The 21,065-nt window shown below is 68.4% G+C and carries 17 protein-coding genes; 12 read left to right on the top strand and 5 right to left on the bottom strand.

Annotated features, from left to right (window positions below):
- Positions 1-71: 71 nt before the first annotated feature.
- Entirely contained in the window at positions 72-737 is a 666-nt protein-coding gene (locus ACWEOI_RS12320) for a DUF6891 domain-containing protein (protein ID WP_452359625.1), read from the bottom strand.
- Between the two features lie 240 nt (positions 738-977).
- On the opposite strand from ACWEOI_RS12320, the gene ACWEOI_RS12315 reads away from it, so the two are divergent.
- From ACWEOI_RS12315 to ACWEOI_RS12300, 4 genes are all read left to right on the top strand, one after another.
- Positions 978-1,619, top strand: a complete 642-nt coding sequence (locus ACWEOI_RS12315) for a TetR/AcrR family transcriptional regulator (protein ID WP_452359624.1) — start codon at positions 978-980, stop codon at positions 1,617-1,619.
- 3 nt (positions 1,620-1,622) lie between these two features.
- Positions 1,623-3,245, top strand: a complete 1,623-nt coding sequence (locus ACWEOI_RS12310) for a GMC family oxidoreductase (protein ID WP_452359623.1) — start codon at positions 1,623-1,625, stop codon at positions 3,243-3,245.
- On the top strand, positions 3,242-4,699 hold the full coding sequence (locus tag ACWEOI_RS12305; protein ID WP_452359622.1) for a flavin-containing monooxygenase: 1,458 nt from the start codon (positions 3,242-3,244) through the stop codon (positions 4,697-4,699). Before ACWEOI_RS12310 ends, ACWEOI_RS12305 begins: the two co-directional genes overlap by 4 nt.
- Before the next feature lie 138 nt (positions 4,700-4,837).
- Positions 4,838-5,248, top strand: a complete 411-nt coding sequence (locus ACWEOI_RS12300; RefSeq protein ID WP_433665773.1) for a hypothetical protein — start codon at positions 4,838-4,840, stop codon at positions 5,246-5,248.
- A 174-nt stretch (positions 5,249-5,422) separates the two neighbouring features.
- Here ACWEOI_RS12300 and ACWEOI_RS12295 read toward each other — a convergent pair whose 3' ends face one another.
- A complete protein-coding gene (locus ACWEOI_RS12295) occupies positions 5,423-5,593 on the bottom strand; it encodes a hypothetical protein (protein ID WP_433665772.1) in 171 nt (56 codons plus the stop codon).
- An 870-nt stretch (positions 5,594-6,463) separates the two neighbouring features.
- On the opposite strand from ACWEOI_RS12295, the gene ACWEOI_RS12290 reads away from it, so the two are divergent.
- The 4 genes from ACWEOI_RS12290 to ACWEOI_RS12275 are packed head-to-tail and all read left to right on the top strand — an operon-like array spanning position 6,464 to position 11,487.
- Complete coding sequence (locus ACWEOI_RS12290; RefSeq protein ID WP_452359621.1) at positions 6,464-7,513, top strand: DUF2235 domain-containing protein; 1,050 nt, start codon at positions 6,464-6,466, stop codon at positions 7,511-7,513.
- Positions 7,492-9,372, top strand: a complete 1,881-nt coding sequence (locus tag ACWEOI_RS12285) for a hypothetical protein (RefSeq protein ID WP_433665768.1) — start codon at positions 7,492-7,494, stop codon at positions 9,370-9,372. The genes ACWEOI_RS12290 and ACWEOI_RS12285 overlap by 22 nt, the downstream gene beginning before the upstream one ends.
- A gap of 7 nt (positions 9,373-9,379) precedes the next feature.
- Entirely contained in the window at positions 9,380-10,651 is a 1,272-nt protein-coding gene (locus tag ACWEOI_RS12280) for a hypothetical protein (protein WP_433665767.1), read from the top strand.
- A 5-nt stretch (positions 10,652-10,656) separates the two neighbouring features.
- A complete protein-coding gene (locus ACWEOI_RS12275; protein ID WP_452359620.1) occupies positions 10,657-11,487 on the top strand; it encodes a M12 family metallopeptidase in 831 nt (276 codons plus the stop codon).
- Positions 11,488-11,567: 80 nt separating this feature from the next.
- Here ACWEOI_RS12275 and ACWEOI_RS12270 read toward each other — a convergent pair whose 3' ends face one another.
- From ACWEOI_RS12270 to ACWEOI_RS12260, 3 genes are all read right to left on the bottom strand, one after another.
- Positions 11,568-12,014, bottom strand: coding sequence for an SRPBCC family protein (locus ACWEOI_RS12270; RefSeq protein WP_452359619.1), 447 nt, complete (start codon positions 12,012-12,014; stop codon positions 11,568-11,570).
- Between the two features lie 34 nt (positions 12,015-12,048).
- Positions 12,049-14,898, bottom strand: a complete 2,850-nt coding sequence (locus ACWEOI_RS12265) for an ATP-binding protein (RefSeq protein ID WP_452359618.1) — start codon at positions 14,896-14,898, stop codon at positions 12,049-12,051.
- 100 nt (positions 14,899-14,998) lie between these two features.
- Positions 14,999-15,553 (bottom strand): TetR/AcrR family transcriptional regulator, encoded by a 555-nt coding sequence (locus ACWEOI_RS12260; RefSeq protein ID WP_452359617.1) that lies wholly within the window; start codon positions 15,551-15,553, stop codon positions 14,999-15,001.
- Positions 15,554-15,621: 68 nt separating this feature from the next.
- On the opposite strand from ACWEOI_RS12260, the gene ACWEOI_RS12255 reads away from it, so the two are divergent.
- The 4 genes from ACWEOI_RS12255 to ACWEOI_RS12240 are packed head-to-tail and all read left to right on the top strand — an operon-like array spanning position 15,622 to position 21,040.
- The gene (locus ACWEOI_RS12255) at positions 15,622-16,560 is read left to right on the top strand and encodes a haloalkane dehalogenase (RefSeq protein WP_452359616.1); all 939 of its coding nucleotides are present in this window, start codon (positions 15,622-15,624) and stop codon (positions 16,558-16,560) included.
- The gene (locus ACWEOI_RS12250) at positions 16,557-18,203 is read left to right on the top strand and encodes a sulfatase-like hydrolase/transferase (protein ID WP_452359615.1); all 1,647 of its coding nucleotides are present in this window, start codon (positions 16,557-16,559) and stop codon (positions 18,201-18,203) included. The genes ACWEOI_RS12255 and ACWEOI_RS12250 overlap by 4 nt, the downstream gene beginning before the upstream one ends.
- A complete protein-coding gene (locus ACWEOI_RS12245) occupies positions 18,193-19,674 on the top strand; it encodes a hypothetical protein (protein WP_452359614.1) in 1,482 nt (493 codons plus the stop codon). The genes ACWEOI_RS12250 and ACWEOI_RS12245 overlap by 11 nt, the downstream gene beginning before the upstream one ends.
- Positions 19,675-19,729: 55 nt before the next feature.
- Complete coding sequence (locus tag ACWEOI_RS12240; RefSeq protein WP_452359613.1) at positions 19,730-21,040, top strand: glycosyltransferase 87 family protein; 1,311 nt, start codon at positions 19,730-19,732, stop codon at positions 21,038-21,040.
- Positions 21,041-21,065: the final 25 nt, after the last annotated feature.

The following is a 21,065-nucleotide window of genomic DNA, read 5'->3' as shown; positions in this document are numbered from 1 at the left end:
GTCCCCGGGATCGCTTGCCAGCCACGAGAAGTCAGCAGTATCCCGCATCGACCGGGCCAATCGGCCGGGCGCTACGCCTCGATCGGGGCGTACCAGTCGGCGTTCTCGAGCAGCACCCTCGTGCCCAGGTCGCGGTCCCATTCCGGCTCGATGCCGTGGCGCCGGAAGATCGGAAACACCACGTCGTCGAGCAGCCGGGTCACATCGGCGGTGTAGAGGTCTGCCTTCGCGTCATCGCTGAGCGCGTCGTAGCCGGCCTCGTCGAAGTCCTCGGGCGGGAACGCGCCGTAGCCGATGTACGTCGCGCCGTCCTCGAGGAGACGGCTGGTGTCCTGCTGATGGAAGTAGACGTAGCCTTTCCAGTGCCGGCTGTCGTCGCGTTCGTCCCAGATCTCGCCGGACGCGCAAGTGCCGCAGCAGGAGAAGTCCGCTCGCGCGACCACGCCGTTGGTATTGAGCTCCTCGAACGCGGCGATCGTGCGAGAGGTGTGCGCACCGATCTCCGCCTGCTGGAGCAGCCGCGCGGCGCGGAGAGCGGCGAAAGCCGCCCCGAGCTGCTCGTCGGTGAGGTCGTAGTCCTCGCTGTAGCTGTCCACGAAATCGTCGGCGTCGCCTCGGCCGGCGATCAGCTGATCCCAGATCTGCCCGGCCAGCTCTTCGCGGCCGGCCGCATCGAGAGGCAGGTCGGGCAGTGTGGCATAGGGCGGCAACGTGTTCGGGTTCGACAACGCGCTCACAGCGAAACCTCCAGACAACGAGCGAAACCGTGCGAATCACCCGCGCTGGCGATGCTAGCTTCCGCCGATCCGTGAGCGCACCTGATTGCAGCGCGGCTGCCAGGGCGGCGACGAGCAGCTGGCGGGACATATGTCGTTGCAGCAGTTGGACTTCGATCAGCGCGTGGGTGCCTGGGCTTCGCGGTCCGCGGCCCATCGGCGCTATTGACATTTAGCGACCGATTGGTTGCAATCTTCGGTGTGACCGAGAACCCACGTGTGCGCCGCACCCAGGCGGAGCGCACCGCATCCACGAAGGCAGCGCTGGTGGACGCGACGATCGAGACCATCGCCGAGATCGGCTACCACCGTGCTTCCGCCGGAGAGATCTGCGCACGGGCGGGCGTATCCAAGGGTGGACTGTTCCGCCACTTCGACTCGCGACTCGCACTGGTCGTCGAGGCCGCCGAAGAGGTCGGTCGCCGGAACCTCGCGGGCTTTCGCGCGCTCGGCGACGCGCCCGTCGGCGACATGCTCGCGTTGACGCGAAGCCAGTCGCGAGCGCAGATCAACGCGGTCTGGTTCGAGTTGCTGGTCGCCGCTCGCACGGACGCCGAGTTGCGCGAGCAACTCGCTCCGGTGGCGAGCCGGCTCTACGCCGCCATCGACGAGCTTGCCGTGGTGCCGTCGTCGGGCGCAGGAGTCGCTCCCGCGTTGCTTCAGTTGATGGGCACGTCGCTGGTGCACATGTTCGACGGAGAGGCTGTCCTCCGAGAGGTCTACCCGCGACCCGAACTCGAAGACGCCCGTTTGAAAGCGGCGACCGAGCTGATCAATGCCCTTGTCGCGCTTCGCCGCGACTACCCGTCCGTCGCCGTCGAGCGACTCGACAAGGAGAAATGACCCATGGCTGGAGGTTTCCCGCCCGAAACATCCGCGGATTACATCGTGGTCGGTGGTGGCAGCGCCGGAGCGGCCGCAGCACGTCGGATCGCCGATGCCGGCGCCGAGGTCCTGCTGCTCGAAGCCGGCGGTCGCAACGACTCCCAGCTCGTCCGGGTTCCGGGCATGGTCGGGCCGATGCACGGGGTCGGCCGCCTGCAACGCAGTGTCACCTGGCAGCCTCGCACCAGCCCCCAGCCGGATGCCGCGGGACGCCGGGTATCGCAGATGCACGGGCGCGGGCTGGGCGGAGGGGGCGCTGTCAACGGGATGATCTGGTCGCGTGGGCACCACAAGAACTACGACGACTGGGCGGCCGCCGGTTGCGCCGGCTGGAGTCACACCGACGTTCTCCCGATCTTCAAGCGCATGGAGGCGTTCGAGGACGGCGCGAACGAATACCGCGGCGGCTCAGGCCCGATCGGTGTCACCCGGGCGCGCGATCTCGCCGAGGTGACGACAGCCTTCCTCGACACACTCGCCACGACCGCGGGAGTCGCCCACAACGCCGACTACAACGCCGCCGAGCAGGAGGGCGTCTCGGTCGCCCAGTGGAATGCGGCCGGCGGTCGTCGTCAGAGCTCGGCCGAGGCGTACCTGCGCGATGCGCCGCCGAACCTGCATGTGCGTACGGGTGCGCAGGTCACACGGATCATTATCGACAAGGGCACCGCCGTCGGCGTCGAAGTCGCCACCAAGCGAGGCACGGAGCGGCTCATCGCGCACCAGGAAGTCATCGTGAGCGCCGGCTCGTTCCGCAGTGCTCAGCTCCTCATGCTCTCCGGAATCGGACCCGCCGAACACCTTGCCGGACACGGGATCCCGACACTCAGTGACCTCCCGGTCGGCGAGGGCCTGCAGGACCACCCCGTTGTTCCTGTGGTCTACAACGTGACCCGAGGTCCCGTTCTCGGTCCAGCGAAGCTTCTGACCGCGATGGCGAAGGAGCGCATCCGGCCGAGCTCGACCTTCTTGGCCGGCTCCTACATGGAGGGTGTGGCCCACCTCAGGTCGGAGTACGCCGACGCCGTGCCAGATCTGCAGTTCTTCGCGACTCCGCTCGGTCGCCGAGGCGCCGATGCCACGATCCCGGGAGTTCACCCCGACATCGACGGCGCCTGCTTCACGGTCTACGTCGTGCTGCTCTATCCGCAGAGCTCGGGAACAGTCCGGCTGGCCTCGCGCGATCCGCACGTGGCGCCGGTGATCGATCCTCGCTACTTGAGCGCATCCGCGGATCTCGACGTGCTGATGTCGGGAGTGGAGCTCGTTCGCGAGGCGATGGCACACCCGCGGGCCTCCTCCTACGTCCGCGCCGAAGTGGCGCCCGGCCGAGCCGCCACCACCCCTGAGGCCGTCAGAGAAGATGTGCGCCAACGGATTTCAAGCGTCTACCACCCGACCGGCACGTGTCGGATGGGCGTCGATGAGCGAGCTGTGGTCGACCCCAACCTGAAGGTGCGCGGCATCGAGCGTCTGCGCGTCGCCGACGCCTCGGTGATGCCGTCCATCCCCGGCGGCAACACCAACGCACCCTCGATGATGATCGGCGAGCGCGCCGCCCAACTCGTTCTGGAGAACGCATGACCCCGATCCATGAGGTCGCTGTGATCGGCGCCGGCATCTCCGGCCTCGGCACCGCGATCAAGCTGCGCGAGGCGGGGATCACCGACTTCGTGATTCTGGAGAAGGCCGACAGCGTCGGCGGTGTCTGGCGGGACAACACTTATCCGGGTTGCGCGGTCGACATCCCCTCGGTCGCCTACTCATATTCTTTTGCGCCCCACGACCGTTGGAGTCGCAAATTCGCCCCGCAGCCGGAGATCCTGTCCTATCTGCGCGAGACCGCCGATCGCTTCCGCGTCGGTCAGCATCTCCGTCTCGGGGTCGAGGTGTTCGATGCGAGTTGGGACAGCGTGGAGCGCTGCTGGGTCTTGGACACCAGCGGCGGCGAGATCCGTGCGCGCTCGCTCGTTGCCGCCGCGGGCCCCTGGCACGAGCCGAGCCTGCCCGAGATCGAGGGCCTCGACGCCTTTCCCGGGCCGGTGTTCCACACATCGCGCTGGGATCACGACGTCGATCTGACCGGACGGCGGGTGGCGATCGTCGGAACCGGTGCCTCGGCGATCCAGGTGGTGCCGAGCATCGCCGAGCAGGTGGCCGAACTCCATGTCCTGCAACGGACCCCGCAGTGGGTCGTGCCCAAGGCGGAGCCCAGGCCATCCCGGGTCGTCCGCCGCCTGGGTCTGCATCGACTCGGGTCGGTCCATCGCTTCAACCGTCGGCGTGAGGAACTGATCCTCGAACTCACCAACATCGCGTTCCACCGTCCTTGGGGGCAGGCTGCCTTCAAGTGGATCGGACGGCAGAACCTGCGCGCGGCCATCGATGATCCCGAACTGCGTGCGGCCCTCACGCCCGAGTGGTCCGTCGGCTGCAAACGGCTGCTGATGTCGAGTGAGTACTACCCCGCGCTGGCGCGCCCGAATGTCTCTGTCGTCTCGACCGGCCTGACGGAGGTCCGCGGGAACACCCTCATCGGTGAAGACGGCTCCAAGACCGAGGTCGATGTCGTGATCATGGCGACCGGGTTCAAGATCCTCGACATGCCGATCGCGGGCAGGGTCAGGGGCATCGACGGACGCAGTCTGGCCGAGCACTGGGACGGCAGCCCGCAGGCCTACCTCGGGACCACCGTGCACGGCTTCCCGAACCTCTACATCCTCTTCGGGCCGAACGTCTCGGCAGTCGCTTCGGGGTTCCTGATCATCGAATCCCAGTTGCAGCAGGTGGTTCAGGCACTGGCTCATCTGCGGCGCAGCGGCGCCGTGTCGCTCGAGGTCCGCGATTACGTGATGCGGCAGTTCAACGACGACGTCCAGGTCGCGCTGCAGAACACGGTCTACAACTCGGGCGGATGCCGCAGCTACTACTTCGACAAGAACGGCCGCAACGGCTTCTCCTGGCCCTGGTCGGCGCGTCGGCTCCGTCGGGTGACCGCCCGCTTCGACCCAGCGGACTACGTCGTGACGCAGTCGTGAGGGCTTTGCTCGAGCCGCGACCCGCTGATCGAAGCTGGCGAATCCCGTTCGGACAGACCGTTCTCCAGCGAAGGAGTGGACACAACCCCTCGGCCATAGGCTATGGTTAGCCTAACCTGACCTGAAGGAGATCTGCTCATGATTCGCAAGTTCGTCGTGGCCTCGATGCTGTCCGCCAGCTTGTTGGCGCCGGCCGTCGCCGTCGTCGCGACCGCTCCGGCCGCCGTGGCCGCGCCGGCCACGCCGTCCGCGGGTGAGCTGCAGGGCAAGCTGCAGGCTGCGCTGAACGGGTCCGCCGCCGAGCTGGAGTCCGGCGACGCGAGCCAGATCGGCAACGTGAATCAGGTGATTCAGCGGATTCCGGGGTACAGCTGGGACGTGTCGGGGCCGATCTCGGTCGACGGTGACGTCCTGTCCGCCACGCTGAACAGCCGGCTGGGATCCTATGCCTTCCCGTTCTCGGTGACCTGGAAGGACGTCGGCGGCACCTGGAAGCTCTCGCGCGAGAGCGAGGAAATGCTCGCGAGCTACGCGAACATGGCCTGGTGACGGCGCACAGCCTCTACTGAGGAAAGACGGGAACCGGTACGCGCGTGGTCGCGTTCGGGTTTCGGACCTGGGGACGGCGAACATTGCGGGCGCTCATAGATACCCGCCATGACGTCGTCCTCTCGGTCACCCATCCGGCCGGCGAATCGTCGGGCAAGGCAGCCAGTTGACGCCTCACACGCGAGCGCGCATGCGGTGCCGCCCTCCGGTCGCGGCCCCGGTGTCGCGCATGGCGGGCAACTCGACCGTGGGTTCGTCGAGCGCGCGATGCAGTCGCGCGAGAAATTCGTCCAAACTGCCATACCGGCACCGGATCTCGCTCAGCAGGTTCATGGTCACGTCCATCACCGGGCTCACTTCCCGCCAGTGCCAGGTTCGCGCCGACCTGCGCGCCCTGGCAATCTGAACCGACAAGCGGCATGGTAATCAGACAGCAAACCGATAGGCCCAGTTTGCCTATGACAAATTGCGCCATTCTCACCGTCAGCTAACTCCCTGCAGGGCTTAAGCCGAGGTCGTCCAGTTTCGGGAAGCGTCACCGGCGTCAGTGGCCCGATACCTCGCGCCGACGTCGCGGCCACGAGGAGCTGGGCCGCGACGTCGACGAGCCGCCCTCGGCGGCGAACTGGCAGTTGACGACGCCTCCCCATTGTTGCTCAGCGCGGTGACCCCGGTGCCGTTCATCCGTAGGTACACGTTCGCGAAGGCCGTCGATCGCAGCGTGGTGATGGGTGTGTTCCCCAGGCTGGCGAGCTCGGCTGCTGACAATGGCATGGTGAGCCTTCTTCCGTCCGGCTTATCCCCTGCCCGGCTCGGAATCTGTTCCGCTGGTGGCGATTTCGTCCGAGCCGGTGATTTCAGTGGACGGCATCCGATCCCGCCGGGGAAAGGGTCTTTGGTCCCGAATCGTGCTTGCTGGAATCCGCGAAACCGGTTGGCTTGCAACGGAGCTCGTGATCGAGAATGGGCTAGGGTCGCCGTTTTCGGGCGTTTGATCATGGTCGCCGGGACAATGGGGCAAATGTACGATTACGGCCTGGGCAGGGAGTGCGCTGCCGGCCCCGCCAAGGAGTCGGTTCCGCGCCCGTGCGGGCCCCGGCGATAGGAAAGCACTCACCTGGGGTACGCGAATTCAGTAGTTGACCCCTCCGTTTACCGAAATTCGAGTACGCCACTACTCGATACCTGGCGATTCTTCCGCGCGACACTCGATAGGTGTCTACAGAATCGGCGGCGAAGAACATCGTCATCTGTCTCGACGGGACAGGCAATCAACTCCGGGCCACCGGCAGCACGAATGTCGTCCGTCTGTTCGAGATGCTCGATCTGAGCGATTCCGCCCGCCAGATCGCGTTCTACGATCCGGGCGTCGGCACCTTCAGCGCCCGGGGCGCGTGGTCACCGCCCGCGCGCTGGGTGTCGCGCATGCTCGGCCTGGCCGTGGGCAGCGGTCTGCGCTCGAATCTCGCCGAGGCCTACACCTATCTGATCGAACACTGGCGACCGGGCGACCGGGTGTTCGTCTTCGGTTTCAGCCGCGGCGCCTACACCGCGCGGGCCCTGGCTGGGCTGCTGCACGAGCCCGGGCTGCTGCGGCCCGGCAGCGAGAATCTCGTCCAATACGTCGTCAGCGCCTATACGCGCAAGACGACGGATTGGCCCGAACTGCGCCGCTACGCCCGCTCCTTCTGCTCGAAGACCCCCGAGCGCGAATTCTCGATTCCCATCGAATATCTGGGGGTCTGGGACACGGTGAAGGCGGCCGGATTGTTCCGCTGGAATCTGCACTGGCCTTTCACCCGTCAGATCCCGAATGTCGAACGCGTCCGGCACGCCGTTTCCATCGACGAGAAGCGACGCCCGTACGAGCAATATCTCGTCGTTCCGAAGGGCGAACGGCCCGTCCTCACCGAGGCCTGGTTCGCCGGGGTCCATTCCGATGTCGGCGGCACCTTCGAGGACGATCCGCGCCTGGCCGGGATCGCGCTGAAATGGATCGCCGACGGCGCGATCGAGGCCGGACTGACCCTGAAGCCCAAGGCCTACCGCGATGTCTGCGCCCTGACCGAGAACCATGCGAGCGGCCGAGTGCACCGCATGGGCTGGATCTGGGCACTGCTCACCTACCGTCACCGCCGCATCCCCGCGGATGCCCTGTTGCACGCGAGCGTGCGGACCCGGTGCGAGACGGATACGAACTACGGCAAGCGGATCCCGCGCGCAGTCCGGTGGGAGGACGAGCAATGGACGAAACCGCACCTGTAGTCGCCTACAGCATGGGCGGCATCTGCCCGCCCGCACGCCGCCGACTGCGGACCTTCGCCTTCGACCCCATGTCGACGCGCCTGACCGGCCGCTTCCTCACCCTGGACATCCCGTTCGAGAAGTTCAAGGGCCCCGGCCCGGACGGTGGACTCGTGCAGGTCGTCGACTACGACGCCAGCCGCGAGAAGTGGTACGCCCCGATCGACCTCGACGACCCGTATCTGTTGGCGCAGGACGGGATTCGCCCGACCGAGAGCGATCCCCGCGCCCATCAGCAGGTCGTCTACGCCGTCGCGATGAGCGTCCTGGAACGCTTCGAGCGTTTCATGGGCCGCCGTTTCCGCTGGCACCGCGAGCAGGTCCTGCGCCTGGTTCCGCACGCCTTCGAGGGCCAGAACGCCTATTTCGATCCGAAGCGCCGCGCGGTCCTGTTCGGCTACTACCGGGCCGATGCCGAGAATCCGGGCGCGAATCTGCCCAGTCAGATCATCTTCACCTGCCTGTCGAGCGACATCGTCGCCCACGAGGTGACCCACGCGATCGTGCACCGAATCCGCCGTCTCTACAGCGAATCCACGCATCGGGACGTCTTCGCCTGGCACGAGGCGGTGGCAGATCTGATGGCGTTGTTCCAGCATTTCACCCACCGCGACGTCGTCGTCGACGCCATCACGAAGACCTCGGGCGAGCTCGGCAAGAGCGGCGGACTCCTGGATCTGGCACGGGAATTCGGCGAATCCACCGGCCGCGGCGCGGCTCTGCGCTCGGCGATCCGCAGCCCGGACCGCACCCCCAATCAGTTTCTGGCCGCGCAGGAGCCGCACGAACTGGGCGCGTGCTTCGTGGCCGCGGTCTTCGACGCCTACCTCGACTCCTATCAGAGCGCCATCGCGGACCTGCTGCGGATCGCGACCGGCGGCACCGGCGTGCTGCCGCCCGGCCACCTGCATCCGGATCTGGTGTCCCGCATCGCCGACGAGGCGGTCAAGACCGCGGACCGCCTACTCGGAATGGTGGTGCGCGCCTTCGACTATCTGCCGGTGGTGGATGTCCGCTTCGGCGATGTGGTGCGCGCGATCGTCACCGCTGACCGCGGCCTCTACCCCGAGGACCGCGAGCATCTGCGCGCCACCTTGGTGGAGGCGCTGCGCCGGCGCGGCATCTGGCCGACCAGCGTCGCCTCGCTGACCGATGAGGCGCTGGTCTGGCATCAGCCCGACACCGGCCTGAACGTCAGCCGCGGCAAGCACGCGGTGGACCTGTCCAAGGTCATCCTGTCGGCCTCCCGTGACCTCGACCCGGGCGGCGCGGCGGGCGAACTGCGCACGCCGCCGGTCCCCGACGGCAATGGCAGTCCCCGCGCCCTGGAGCTCCCGACGACGAGTGTGGTCTTCCGTGAGGTCGCCATCGGCATCACCGCTTGGGCCCGCGTGAACGCCCTGCAAATCGGACTCGATCCGAAGCTGCCGATCAGCTGTGAAGGCATCCACGTCTCCTACCGGCGGGCGGGCGACCGGCTGCCGCGCCCGGAGCTGGCCATTCAGCTACTGCAGCGGCGCACCGACCTCGAGGACCCGAAGCAGTACAAGCCGCCGGCGATCCGCGCGGGCACCGCCCTGGTCGTCCGGGTGGACGGCGGCGTCGAATACATCATCGCGAAGCCGCTGCCCCTGAGTGATCCGGCGGTGGCGACCGACGACAACGCCAGAGAGTTCCATGAAGCCGGGAAGCAGCGGCTCGCCGAAATGACCCAATGGTTCGAGTCTTTGGAGGCCGCGGACCCGTTGAGCGACTTCACGGCCGAGCACGCGATCCACCGTCTCGGCTTCGCCACGATCCATTCCGACACCGGGGAGTAGGTGCGAGATGGCCACCCGGACAACGATTTCGGTCCGCATGTACAACGTGGGCTTCGGCGACGCGTTCACGGTGACCGTCCGCCGCGGCGACGACACCTGGCGGATGCTGGTCGACTGCGGCGTGCACAGTCAGGGCCGGGCCCGCCCGATCCGCGACTCGGTGCGCGCCATCATCGCCGATCTCACCGAGGCCGCGCCCGACCACCGCCCGCACCTCGATGTCGTGGTCGCCACCCACCACCACGCCGACCACATCACCGGATTCGCCTGCGAGGAATGGGAACAGGTGCTGGTGGACGAGGTGTGGGTGCCGTTCGTCGAGGACCCCGACGACGCGGACGCGCGCCGTATCCGCGGCGGTCAGGCCGAGGCCGCCAACGGCCTGCTGGCGCTGAGCCAACGGCGCGTCGCCGAACTCGACGGCCGTCTGCCCGCCGGTGTCGAACAGGCCCGCATGTTCGCGCTCAACGCGCAGGGCAATGCCGCCGCGACCGATCGGCTGCTGGGCCGCAATCAGCGCGGGTTCGCCGCCCCGCATCGGGTTCGGTTCCTGCCCAGCCGGACCGAGGCCGAGAACCGGATCGCCGTGGACCGCGTCGGCGTGATCGCCCACATTCTCGGGCCCTCCCGCGACATCAAGTTCCTCAAGCGCATGGATCCGCCGGCCCAGCAGTCGTGGCCGCTGGTCCGCGCGGGCGCCGGCACCGGCTCCGCCGGGCCGCTCACGCCGCTGTTCCACGCGCGATACATCAGCACCGGTCAGTTGCCGGGCCGGCTTCCGGAGGCGAAAACGGATCTGGCGCTGGAGAATCTGGTGCACGATGACGACCGATTGCTGCGTGCCGCGGCGATTCTGGAGAACGCCGTGAACAACACCAGTGTCTTCTTCGTCCTCGATGTGTCCGGAACGCGGCTGCTGTTCCCCGGGGACGCGCAGCAAGGTGCGTGGGAGTACGTGTTCTCCGACGCCCGCAATGTCGACCTGCTGACCGACCTGGCGCTGTACAAGGTCGGTCATCACGGCTCGCACAACGCCACTCCTCGCCGATTCGTCGAAAAGGACTGGCAGACATCGGGGTACGCGATGGTCCCGTTCGGGCCGGTGCAGCGATGGGTGAAGACCATACCCAAGAAGTCGCTGGTCGAGTCGCTCGAACAGCACCATCACACGGTGGTCCGCGCGGACCAGCCGCCCGAAGCCGTACCCGGCCACCTGGCCGTGCACGGCGACCTCTGGACCGAGGTCACCCTCACCGCAACGAATCACCATCAGGAGTGAAAGACATGTCCACCGGAGACGTCATCATCGTGTGCACGCCGCGCAGTCTGCCCGGCGACACCCTGTTCGCGGCCGCCAAGACGGCCGTGGAGATCAATCCCGCGAACCGCCCCTACGTGCGTCCGGTCACCGGATTGGTCGCGCCGGGGACGGTGAACAAGGAATTCATCTCCGCCATGACCACCAAGTACTGGCGCAGTGGCGGCGTGCATCTCGCGGTGCGGTTCCTCGACACCGACGACGCCGACCTCAAGAAGCGCATCGTCAGCCACATGAACGCGTGGTCGCCGGGCGCGAACATCAAGTTCTCCGAAAGCCGCAGCAAGGATGCGGAAGTGCGGATCGCGCGCACCCCCGGCGACGGCTACTGGTCGTATCTGGGCACCGACATCCTGCACATCGCCGCCGACCAGCCGACCATGAACCTGGACTCCTTCTCCATGGACACCCCCGAGAGCGAGTACAAGCGGGTCGTGCGCCACGAGACCGGCCACACCTTGGGCTTCCCGCACGAGCATCTGCGCCGCGAGGTCGTCGATGACATCGACCCCAAGAAGGCGATCAAGTACTTCCAGGCGACCGACGGCTGGAGCCCGGACACCACCCGCGCCCAGGTGCTGACCCCGCTCGAGGACGTCAGCCTCATCGCCACACCGGCCGACACCCTGTCGATCATGTGCTACCAGCTGCCGGGCTCGATCATGCGCGACGGCAAGCCCGTTCCCGGCGGCCTCGACATCGACCCCCAGGACCGCAAGTTCGCCCAGACGCTCTACCCGGCGACCCTGGTGGGCACACCCCACCCGGCCGCGAAGGCCACCGCGCACGCACGGTGACCGCTTCGATAAGAGGGGACGGCCGAAGCCGTTGCATCGCAACGGCTTCGGCCGATCGAAGTGGGTGAGCGCTGGGAACGTCACACACTCGTGCGCTCGATCAGCGCCCGCAGTGCGGCGACGTCGCGATCGAGATTCCGCCGCAGCATGCGGGCCAGCAGCGCGCCGAACGGCCGCTGCATGCCGTGCGGAGTGACCCGCAGTTCCAAGCGAATCCGAGATCGATCCGTTGCGAGTGGGGTCACGGTGCGCGCGCCCTCGGCATCGGCTCCCGAGGTGGTGCGCCAGGTCATCCGGGTGCCGGGGTCGACCGCGAGGACTTCGCCATCATTGCGCCAGGTGCGTCCGGCGAATCGGAGTTCCTCGGCGGTGCGGGTGCCGGGTGAGACGAGGCCGGGCGGGTTCGCGGTCATGGCGACGACGCCGGAGCGCCAGGCGGTGTCGTTCGCGTAGTCGGCGAGGATCGCCCAGACCTTCGAGGCCGGGCAATCGACGGTGGTCTCGGCGGACAGGTCGAAGGTGGTCACCGGTTCACCGTCGCCGACGGGTGTTTCAAATCCGCTACAGCGGCTTCCCCGCGGCGTCGTGGACGAGATCGACCATATCCGTCCAGCTCATCCGCTTCCCGGCCTGTTCGGCGGCCGCCGCGTCCGCGGCGGGCAGCAGCCGGTTCATCCGCTCGATCAGCGCCGGATGCGCGAACTGCGCATAGCGGCGCGGGTCGGCTCCGACCCGCTCGGAGTGGTGCAGTGCGGCCGCCCGTAGCTGAAGTGCCGCTCGGGGTTCGGAGGTCAGCACGAGGGCGTGCGCGGCCGCGTAGATCGCGCCGAGAGCATCGGAGATATTCGACTGTTCGGCGAACACGCCCAAGGCCCGATCGAGCGCGGTCAGTGCCTCCGCGGCGGCGTCCCTGTCGTCACCCGGCGAGAGCACCGACCAGGCGACCACCACATCGGCCATGCCCTGGCACCAGAGGTGACCGCAGTCGGCGCTGAGCTGTCGCGCACTGCGCAGCCATCGGAGGGCCTCGGTCCTGTCGCCTTCCAGCAGCAGGGTGATGCCGTGGCCGAACTGGGCGCAGCCGCGGATCCACTCGGGCGTGGGCAGGCGGTCGACCTCCGCGTTCAGGCGGTCGACCGCCGCCCGGGTGGATGTCGGGTCGCCGAGCGCGGTCAGTGCCAATGCCCGGAACATCAACGCGTGCAACATCAGATCGCGCTCGGACTCCGGGGCGGTCAGGAGGTCCAGGGCGGCGTCCGCGTGCGCGAGTGCCTCGGCGGGATCCCCGGCATGGAAGGACACGATGGACAGGGCGGCCAGCCCGCGCGCCCGATCCGTGTGTTCCGCCGGTGCGGCGCGGTCCAGTGCGGTCCGCAGCAGACGGCGACCGTCCGCCAGCACTCCGAGGGTCGTCCACGCGAATTGCAGTGCGGCAGTGGTCCTCAGCGTGCGTACGGGATCGTGATCGAGGTCGTGGTCGATGCCGGTGCGAATGTTGGGCATCTCCCCCGCCAAGGCGCGGTAGGCGGGCCCGGCCCCATGCCCGGTCAGCAGTGCGGTCTGCGCTGCTGCGAAGTCGTGCACCCACGCGGCGTGTGCGGCGCGACTGGCCTGTGGATCGGGATCGACGTCCCGGCAGTAGCGGCGAATGGTCTCGAGCATCCGATACCGGGTCGGGCCGGTGGTGGTGTCCGCGCTGATGACCGACCGATCCAGCAGTGACGCCAAGGTGGCGAGCACCGCGGTTCCGGCCGCCGCGGGCCGGACCGCTTCGGCGGCCTGCCAGGTGAATCCGCCTTCGAACGGCCACAGCCGCAACAGCATCGCGCGATCGGCGTCGGTGAGGTGCTCGACGCTCCATCCGATGGCGGCTTCGAGTCCCGCATGTGGTGAGAGGGATCCCCGTGGTGTCGGTCCGAGCACGTCGAGCCGATCGCGAATGTGGGAGGCGATGTCGCGCAGCCCGAACGCACGCTCCCGGGCGGCGGCCAATTCGATCGCCAGTGGCAGCCCGTCCAGGGTCGCGCAGATCTCCCGCGCGCACGCCCGATCATCCTCGGCCGGTTGCCAATTCGATCGACCGGCCCGAACTCGGTCGATCAGCAGCTGCACCGCGCTGCCATCGTTACCGTCCGGGCCGGTCACGGGCAGGGGTTCGACCGTCAGCACCTGCTCACCGTCGATGCCCAGAGGCTGGCGGCTGGTCGCGAGAATCCGCAATCCAGGACAGCCGGCGAGCAGCAGCACGCTCAGCTCGGCGACGGGCTCGATCAGATGCTCGCAGTTGTCGAGCACCAGCAGCCCCGGCCGTACCGCGAGCGCGCGCCGCACCGAAGCGGCAGGCTCGCCCGTGTGATCGATGAGCCCGAGCGCGGATGCGACCGCCATGGCGACCGCATCGCTCCGGCGGGCATCACCCAGGCGCACGATCCAGCGGTCGACCGTATCCTCCCGCGCCGCACAGTATTCGACCGCCAGCCTGGTCTTGCCGACTCCGGCGGGCCCCACCAGGCTGACCATCCGCTGCTCCCCCATCAGCTCGGTCAGCAGCCGCAGTTCTCGGTCACGACCGACAAAGGAGGTGAGCAGCCTCGAAACAGGCTGCGGCACAGCGCGAACCACGCCGTCGACCGGTGGCCGAGGATGGGCCGTGGTCGCGGCCAGCAGTCCGGGATCGTGCGCGAGCATCCGCTGCTCGAGCAGGCGTAGCGTGGGCCCGGGTTCGACGCCGAGTTCCTCGACCAGTAGTTCCCGCACTCGCCGTAGCTCGGCCAGCGCCTGCGCCTGCCGCCCGCCGCGATACAGCCCCAGCGCCAGCAGCTCCCACCGCCGTTCCCGGAACGGGGCTCGCGCCACCGCCTCGCTCAATTCCGCGACTGCCGCCGCGGTCTGCCCGCAGGCCAGTCGCGCCGCCTGCAACTCTTCGACCGCGACATCGCGCAGCTCGGCGAGACGCGTCCGTTCGGCGGGCAACGCGGGCGCATGATCCAGCTCAGGCCACGGTTCTCCGCGCCACGACGCCAGCCCGTCCGCCAGGAGCCGCTCAGCGCGCGCCGGCTCACCGGCCGCCAGCGCCCGAACTCCTTCGGTGACCGATGCCGCGAAGCGCCCACTGTCGGTCCACTCTGGAGGTACGTCCAGTCGATACCCGGATACGCTGCGCTGCAAGAGATCCCGCGCGGGCGGACCGAACGCCGACCGCAGCCGTGAAGCCACCACCCGCAGTGTGCCGCCCACCTGCTGTGGCCGCTCGGCGCTCCAGATCAGCTCACCGAGCGCTTCGTCGGACATCGCGGAGCCGAGCGTGGTCGACAGGGCCGCGAGGAACCGCCGGGGAACGGGCCCGCCGATGTCGACGAGCCGACCGTCCACCTCGACCTCGATCGGGCCGAGCACCCGGAGGAACAGCACCCGGAAGAGCCTAGTCGCGCCCCGGGGGCCTGGTCACGGGGTCGGGAAGGGGGTGAACTGATCGGGCACGATGGCCATGGGGATGTTCCTTCTTGGCGACTCAGGTGAGCATGCGGGTCAGGACCGCGGTGACGGCCGCGCAGGCGGCGTCGACGGGGAGGGCTTGATGGCGGCGCAGGGTGTCCCAGGTCTCCCAGGAACACATCGCGAAGACGGCCTCGCGGGACGCCGGTTCGAGCGCGTCGATTTCGGGCAGATTGGTGCGCAGGTGGGCGCGTAGCGCCGCGCGGCTCTCGTTCAGACGTTCGGAGAGGACCGCGGATTCGTGTTCGCGCAGCAGCGCGGCCCGGCGGGTGTTGGTGACGTTCTCGAACAGGTCGGAGCGCAGGGTCACGAGGGTGTCCATGCGCTGGTTCAGGTCGCCGGTCACCGGTTCCAGGAGTGCGATCCAATGCCGGGCGATCTGGGTCTGCGCCGCGTCGAGATACAGCGTCTCCAGGTCCTGGAAGTGGTGGTACACCGACCGTGTGGCGACGCCCGCCCGCTCGGCGACCGCCTGCGCGGTCGGTTGCAGATTGCCCTCGTCGATGAGCGCCAGGGCGGCCTCGAGGACCGCCTGGCGGTTCTTCGCCGCTCGTGCTGTACGTCCGTCCATCACGGTCGACCCTACACAGGAAAATTGATTGTTGCACTCCACGTGCAAATAGTTTTAGGGTCGGCAGCATGCACGCACTGCGGACACCGGACGACCGGTTCGCCGATCTGCCGGACTTCGACTTCGAACCCCACTACACCGACGTGGCCGCCGGGGACGGGAGCGCGACCCGGCTACGGCTGCATTATCTCGACGAGGGTCCCCGCGACGGGGACGTCGTCCTGCTGCTGCACGGCGAACCGTCCTGGAGCTTCCTGTACCGGACCATGATCCCCGTGCTGGTGAAAGCCGGATCGCGCTGCATCGCACCGGATCTCATCGGCTTCGGCCGCAGCGACAAACCCGCCGATCGCGCCGACTACACCTACGCCCGCCATGTCGAGTGGATCCGCGAGGTCCTGTTCGACCGCCTGGACCTGACCGGCATCACGCTGGTCTGCCAGGACTGGGGCGGCCTCATCGGCCTGCGGCTGGTCGCCGAACACCCCGACCGGTTCGCCCGCGTGGTGGTCGCCAACACCGGATTGCCCACCGGCGACGCGAAACTCACCGACGCCTTCGCCGCCTGGCAGCGCTTCTCCCAGGAGACGCCGACCTTCCCCGTCGGCGGAATCATCGCGGGCGGCTGCCGCACCACCCTGTCCCCCGAGGTGGTGGCCGCCTACGACGCGCCCTTCCCGGACGAGACCTTCAAGGCGGGCGCGCGAGCGTTCCCGCTCCTGGTCCCCACCCGCCCCGACGATCCGGCCGCCCCGGCCAACCGGGCCGCCTGGGAACAGCTGGCGCGGTTCGAGAAGCCGGTGCTGACCGCCTTCTCCGACGGTGACCCGATCACCTCCGGCGGTCACCGGCCCTTCCAGGAGAAGGTGCCCGGCGCCGCCGGTCAGGCACACACCACCATCACCGACGCCGGTCACTTCCTCCAGGAGGACCGCGGACCCGAACTCGCCGCCGTGGTGAGCGCGTTCATCGCCGCCACCGGCACCACCACAGGAGTGACCGAATGATCAGCAGGAGAGGGTTTTTCGGCACCGGCGCGATGGCCGGCGCCACGGCGGCCGCAGTGGCGGCAGCGGGCCCGGCCACCGCGGAACCCGACCGCCGGGACAACGACCCGGGCAAGCCGAACATCCTGGTCGTCATCGTCGACGAGATGCGGGCCCCGATCTGGTTCCCCGAGCAGTCCGTCCTCGACACGATCCTGCCGAATATCGCCGCGCTGCGGAACAAGTCGGTCTCGTTCGAACAGCACTACACCGCCGCCAACGACTGCACCCCCTCCCGCGGCGCCCTGGTGACGGGCCTGTACGCCCACCAGACCGGCTGCCTGTCGACTTCGCAGTCGGAGCTGGCGGCGGGCTTCCCCACCTGGGGTTCGATGCTGCGCGAACAGGGCTACCGCACCGCCTGGTGGGGCAAATGGCATCTGGGCCACTACGCCGACACCACCCCGGGCGGCCTGGACCGCTACGGCTTCGACGGCGGCACCTACCCCTCCCCCAATGGCGCGCCCGAACAGGGACTGCAGATGGACGGCCGCATCGTCGACGAATTCGTCCAGTGGCTCGACACCGATGCGGCGCAAGGCCCGTGGTGCACGACGGTGTCGCTGGTCAATCCGCACGACATCCAATGGTGGCCGCGCTGGACGCGACGTACGTTGGCCAACAACAACATTCCGCGCTGGATCAACGACCTGCCCGGCAATTTCGAGACCCTCGACCAGCTTTCCCGTAAGCCGCGACTGCAGATGGCGCTGGTCGAGGTGTCGGCGGCGACCTTCGGTCTGGCCCCCTACGGCACGTCGGGCGCCGACCAGGAATGGATCGAGCTGCGCAACCTCTACCTGTGGTTCCAGCAGCAGGTGGACATCCAGATCGGCCGCGTGATCGCCGCGGTCGAGTCCCGGCCCGAGGTCGCCGCGAACACGGTGGTGGTCTTCACCTCCGACCACGGCGACTACGCGGGCTCCCACGGCCTGCACGGCAAGGGCGGCGGGGCGTACGACGAGGCCCTTCGGGTACCGCTCTACATCCACGACCCGCGCGGGCTGCTCACCCCGTCCCCCGGTGTACGCGACCAGCTCACCTCCAGCGTCGACCTGGCAGCCCTGCTGCTGACCATCGGCACCGGCGGCACCGGCTGGCGCTCCGACGACCGCTACGCGCACCTGGCCGGGCGGCACGATATCGCCGCGGTGGCCCGCGATCCCCGCGCGCCCGGACGGCCGTGGATCCTGCACACCACCGACGAGCACTCCATCGAGGAGGCCGCGGTCCGATTCAACGGTGACGCACCGGGACACGTGATCGCGCTGCGCACCGCCGACGCCAAATTCGTCCGCTACTCGCACTGGGCAGCGGGCACGTTACGCATCGACGCCGCGCAGCAGGAGGAGTACGAGCTCTACGACTACTCCACCCCGGATGGTCGGCTCGAACTCGACAACACAGCGGCCATCGGCGGAGCTCTGCGGGACACCATGAGCCGGCTTCACGACGAGGCCGTGCGTACCGAACTGCAGCAGCCGCTACCCTCCTACCTGCAGCAGGCCCAGCAGGACGGATGGAACGATTACTTCACCCAGACCGCGAAACCCTTCGGGGAGCAGCTCGCCGACTTCCTCCGGGACGGCATCGGTGCGAAATAGCTCCCGGGGCGGCGTCATCGGCGGCGCCGCCACCCTGCTCGCCGCGGTCGCCGGAACCGCGGCCGCCCTGCCCATCCCGGCCGTACCCGGCGCACCGCCGGTATTCCTCGGCAATCCGGCTGTCGCGCAACCGGTCACCGGTCTGCCGCCGGTTCCGCAGCACCCCTACCTGGCGCCCAACGGCAGTTCCGGCATCCACGACGACGGCTGGATGAGCAACACCACCACCCGCCCCGGACCGCTCGGCCACGATATTCGCATGGTGTCGGCGGTCATCGGCGGCGAGTGCGGATCGCTCACCTTCGATCACGCCGGTCGGATCATCACGACCTGCATCGGGCCGTCGCCCGCGCTGTACCTGCTCGACCCGGTCACCCTGATTGTGCTGGGCCGCAGCGCACTTCCCGGTGACCCCGGGGCCTTCCTGCGGCCGGGCGCGTTCGGCAACTTCACCGGCGGCGCGTACTTCTACCTCGACGATCAGGATCGCGCCGTCGTCGCCTCCCGCGACGGCCACATCCGCGTCTTCGCGGTGAACAGCGCCGGTGACGGTTTCACCGTCGTGCACGACCACGACCTGACCGGGCTGCTGCGGCCCGGCGAGACCTTCAACTCGGCGCTGCCCGACAGCAACGGGCTGCTGTGGTTCGTGGCCCGCACCAACGGCGTGGTCGGCACCCTGGACCTGAACACCGGTGCGGCACAAGTGCTCCGGCTCGGCGACGGCGCGAACGGCGAGATCGAGAACTCCTTCGCGGTGGGCAATGACGGCGACGTCTACATCGCCACCAACCGCGAACTGCTCCGCTTCGACTCGGGACCCGGCGGTGCGCCCGCCATCACCTGGCGCACCACCTACGCCAATAGCGGACAACGCAAACCGGGCCAGGTCGACGACGGCACCGGCACCACACCGACCATCCTGTCGGGCGGTTATGTCGCCATCACCGACAACGCCGATCCGATGAACGTCGTCGTCTACCGCACCGCGCCCGGGGCGGCACAGCGACAGGTGTGCGCCGTCCCCGTGTTCGGCGCGGGGGCCAGTGATACCGAGAATTCGTTGATCAGCGCGGGCAATTCGCTGATCGTCGAGAACAACTACGGGTACACCGGTCCCGAGGCCACCCTGCTCGGAAAGACCACCACGCCCGGTTTCGCCCGCATCGACATCGACGCTGACGGCGCGGGTTGCCACCAGGTCTGGGCCAACAACACCGAGGCCGCGCCCACCGTCGTCCCCAAGCTCTCACTGGCGACCGGCCTGATCTACAGCTACACCAAAGGCTCCGAACCCAGCGACCCCTGGTACCTCACCGCGCTGGACTTCCGGACCGGGGCCACGGTCTGGAAGCACCTCGCCGGCACCGGTCCCGGCTTCAACAACAACTACGCCGGAATCAGCATCGGCCCTGATGGCACCGCCTATCTGGGTGTCATCCCGGGATTGATCGCCCTGCGCGACAACTGAATCGCCACTACGGTGGTTCGGGCACACGCCAGCCCGAACCACCGTGGGAGTCCGCATGCCCGTTCCGACGAGGGGCGACGCGGCCTCCCTGAATCCAGTCGCACCGCCCGGGCGGTCGGTGCCGTTGCCGGTGGTGTGGCTGATCGGAGCGCTGGGCGTCCTGGCCGCCTACTGGTACCTGCGCCAGGCCCTGCTGCCGCCGCGCGCGATGTTCCCGCTGGACGATCTCGATGTCTACCGGGTCGCGGCCGACCGTGTGGTGCAAGGGGTTTCGGTCTACGACACTCCCTTGCGCGGGCACACGCGCGGCGAATGGGAATTCGTCTACACGCCCTTCGCGGCTCTGCTGTTCGTGCCACTGGTGATGCTGCACGGTGCGTCGCTCACTCTGGCCGGTGCGCTCGGCAACGTGGCACTGCTCGCCGGATCGGTGTGGGCGGCCTTGTCGCTGCTGGGTTTCCGTCGCGACCGGCGCCTGCTGATCGTCATCCCCGCCGCCACCGCGGTGCTGCTGTGGTGTGAGCCGACCCGCCAAACGATCGGCCTCGGCCAGGTCAACCTGCTGCTCCTGCTGCTGGTCCTGGCCGATATGACCCTGCCCGACTCCTCCCGCTGGAAAGGCGCGCTGACCGGTATCGCCGCCGGAATCAAACTCACGCCCGCCTTCTTCATCCTCTACCTGCTGGTGACCGGTCGCTTCCGCGCCGCCGCGGCCGCGGCGGGCGCCTGCGCCGCCACCCTGGCAATCGGTCTGGCCGTCATGCCGAAGGACTCCCTCACCTTCTGGAGTGGCGCCTTCGCCGACCCGGCCCGCGTCGGCGTCCCCGGCAACCCCGACAACGAATCGCTGCGTGGCCTGCTCGCCCGATCCCTCGGCTCCGGCGGCCTGGCCCAATTGCTCTGGCCCGCAGCCGCCCTCGCCACCGCCCTGGCCTGTCTCGTCGTGGCCCGCCGCCTCTCCGCGACCGGCCAGGAACTCGCCGCCCTGACCCTGTGCGGCATGACCGCCGCCGCCATCTCCCCCTACACCTGGATTCACCACTGGGTCTGGCTCGCACCCCTGCTGATCTGCGCGGCCGACCTCACCGTTCGCCACCGCTCGGCGCTGACCGCCGCAGCGCTGATCGCGATCTTCCTCCTCTGCTCGGGCGGTGTCTTCCCGTTCCTCGGCCTGCCCTCCGAAAGCGTTCTGCGCCTGGCGGACCCGGGCCATTTCGCTGTCATCGTTCACAACGCCTACATCTGGCTCACCGTGGCACTCCTGGTCGCCGCCGCGATCGCGACCCGTCGCCGTGCGCGGCCGACGACTCGAGGGCTTGTGAAGACCGGTCCGGTCGCGAGCAACAGCCGGGTGAGTTCGGCCTGACGGTGGGTGCCGGTCTTCTGGAAGA

This window comes from Nocardia sp. NPDC004340 (assembly GCF_053602575.1).
This window is presented reverse-complemented; position numbering and strand designations above follow the sequence as displayed.

What these genes read in the sequence shown, in the direction of transcription:
- ACWEOI_RS12240 (WP_452359613.1), top strand. Translation starts at nt 19,730, where the DNA reads ATGCCCGTTCCGACGAGGGGCGACGCGGCCTCCCTGAATCCAGTCGCA.
- ACWEOI_RS12275 (WP_452359620.1), top strand. Translation starts at nt 10,657, where the DNA reads ATGTCCACCGGAGACGTCATCATCGTGTGCACGCCGCGCAGTCTGCCC.
- ACWEOI_RS12285 (WP_433665768.1), top strand. Translation starts at nt 7,492, where the DNA reads ATGGACGAAACCGCACCTGTAGTCGCCTACAGCATGGGCGGCATCTGC.
- ACWEOI_RS12295 (WP_433665772.1), bottom strand. Translation starts at nt 5,593, where the DNA reads ATGGACGTGACCATGAACCTGCTGAGCGAGATCCGGTGCCGGTATGGC.
- ACWEOI_RS12260 (WP_452359617.1), bottom strand. Translation starts at nt 15,553, where the DNA reads ATGGACGGACGTACAGCACGAGCGGCGAAGAACCGCCAGGCGGTCCTC.
- ACWEOI_RS12310 (WP_452359623.1), top strand. Translation starts at nt 1,623, where the DNA reads ATGGCTGGAGGTTTCCCGCCCGAAACATCCGCGGATTACATCGTGGTC.
- ACWEOI_RS12300 (WP_433665773.1), top strand. Translation starts at nt 4,838, where the DNA reads ATGATTCGCAAGTTCGTCGTGGCCTCGATGCTGTCCGCCAGCTTGTTG.
- ACWEOI_RS12305 (WP_452359622.1), top strand. Translation starts at nt 3,242, where the DNA reads ATGACCCCGATCCATGAGGTCGCTGTGATCGGCGCCGGCATCTCCGGC.
- ACWEOI_RS12255 (WP_452359616.1), top strand. Translation starts at nt 15,622, where the DNA reads ATGCACGCACTGCGGACACCGGACGACCGGTTCGCCGATCTGCCGGAC.
- ACWEOI_RS12250 (WP_452359615.1), top strand. Translation starts at nt 16,557, where the DNA reads ATGATCAGCAGGAGAGGGTTTTTCGGCACCGGCGCGATGGCCGGCGCC.
- ACWEOI_RS12280 (WP_433665767.1), top strand. Translation starts at nt 9,380, where the DNA reads ATGGCCACCCGGACAACGATTTCGGTCCGCATGTACAACGTGGGCTTC.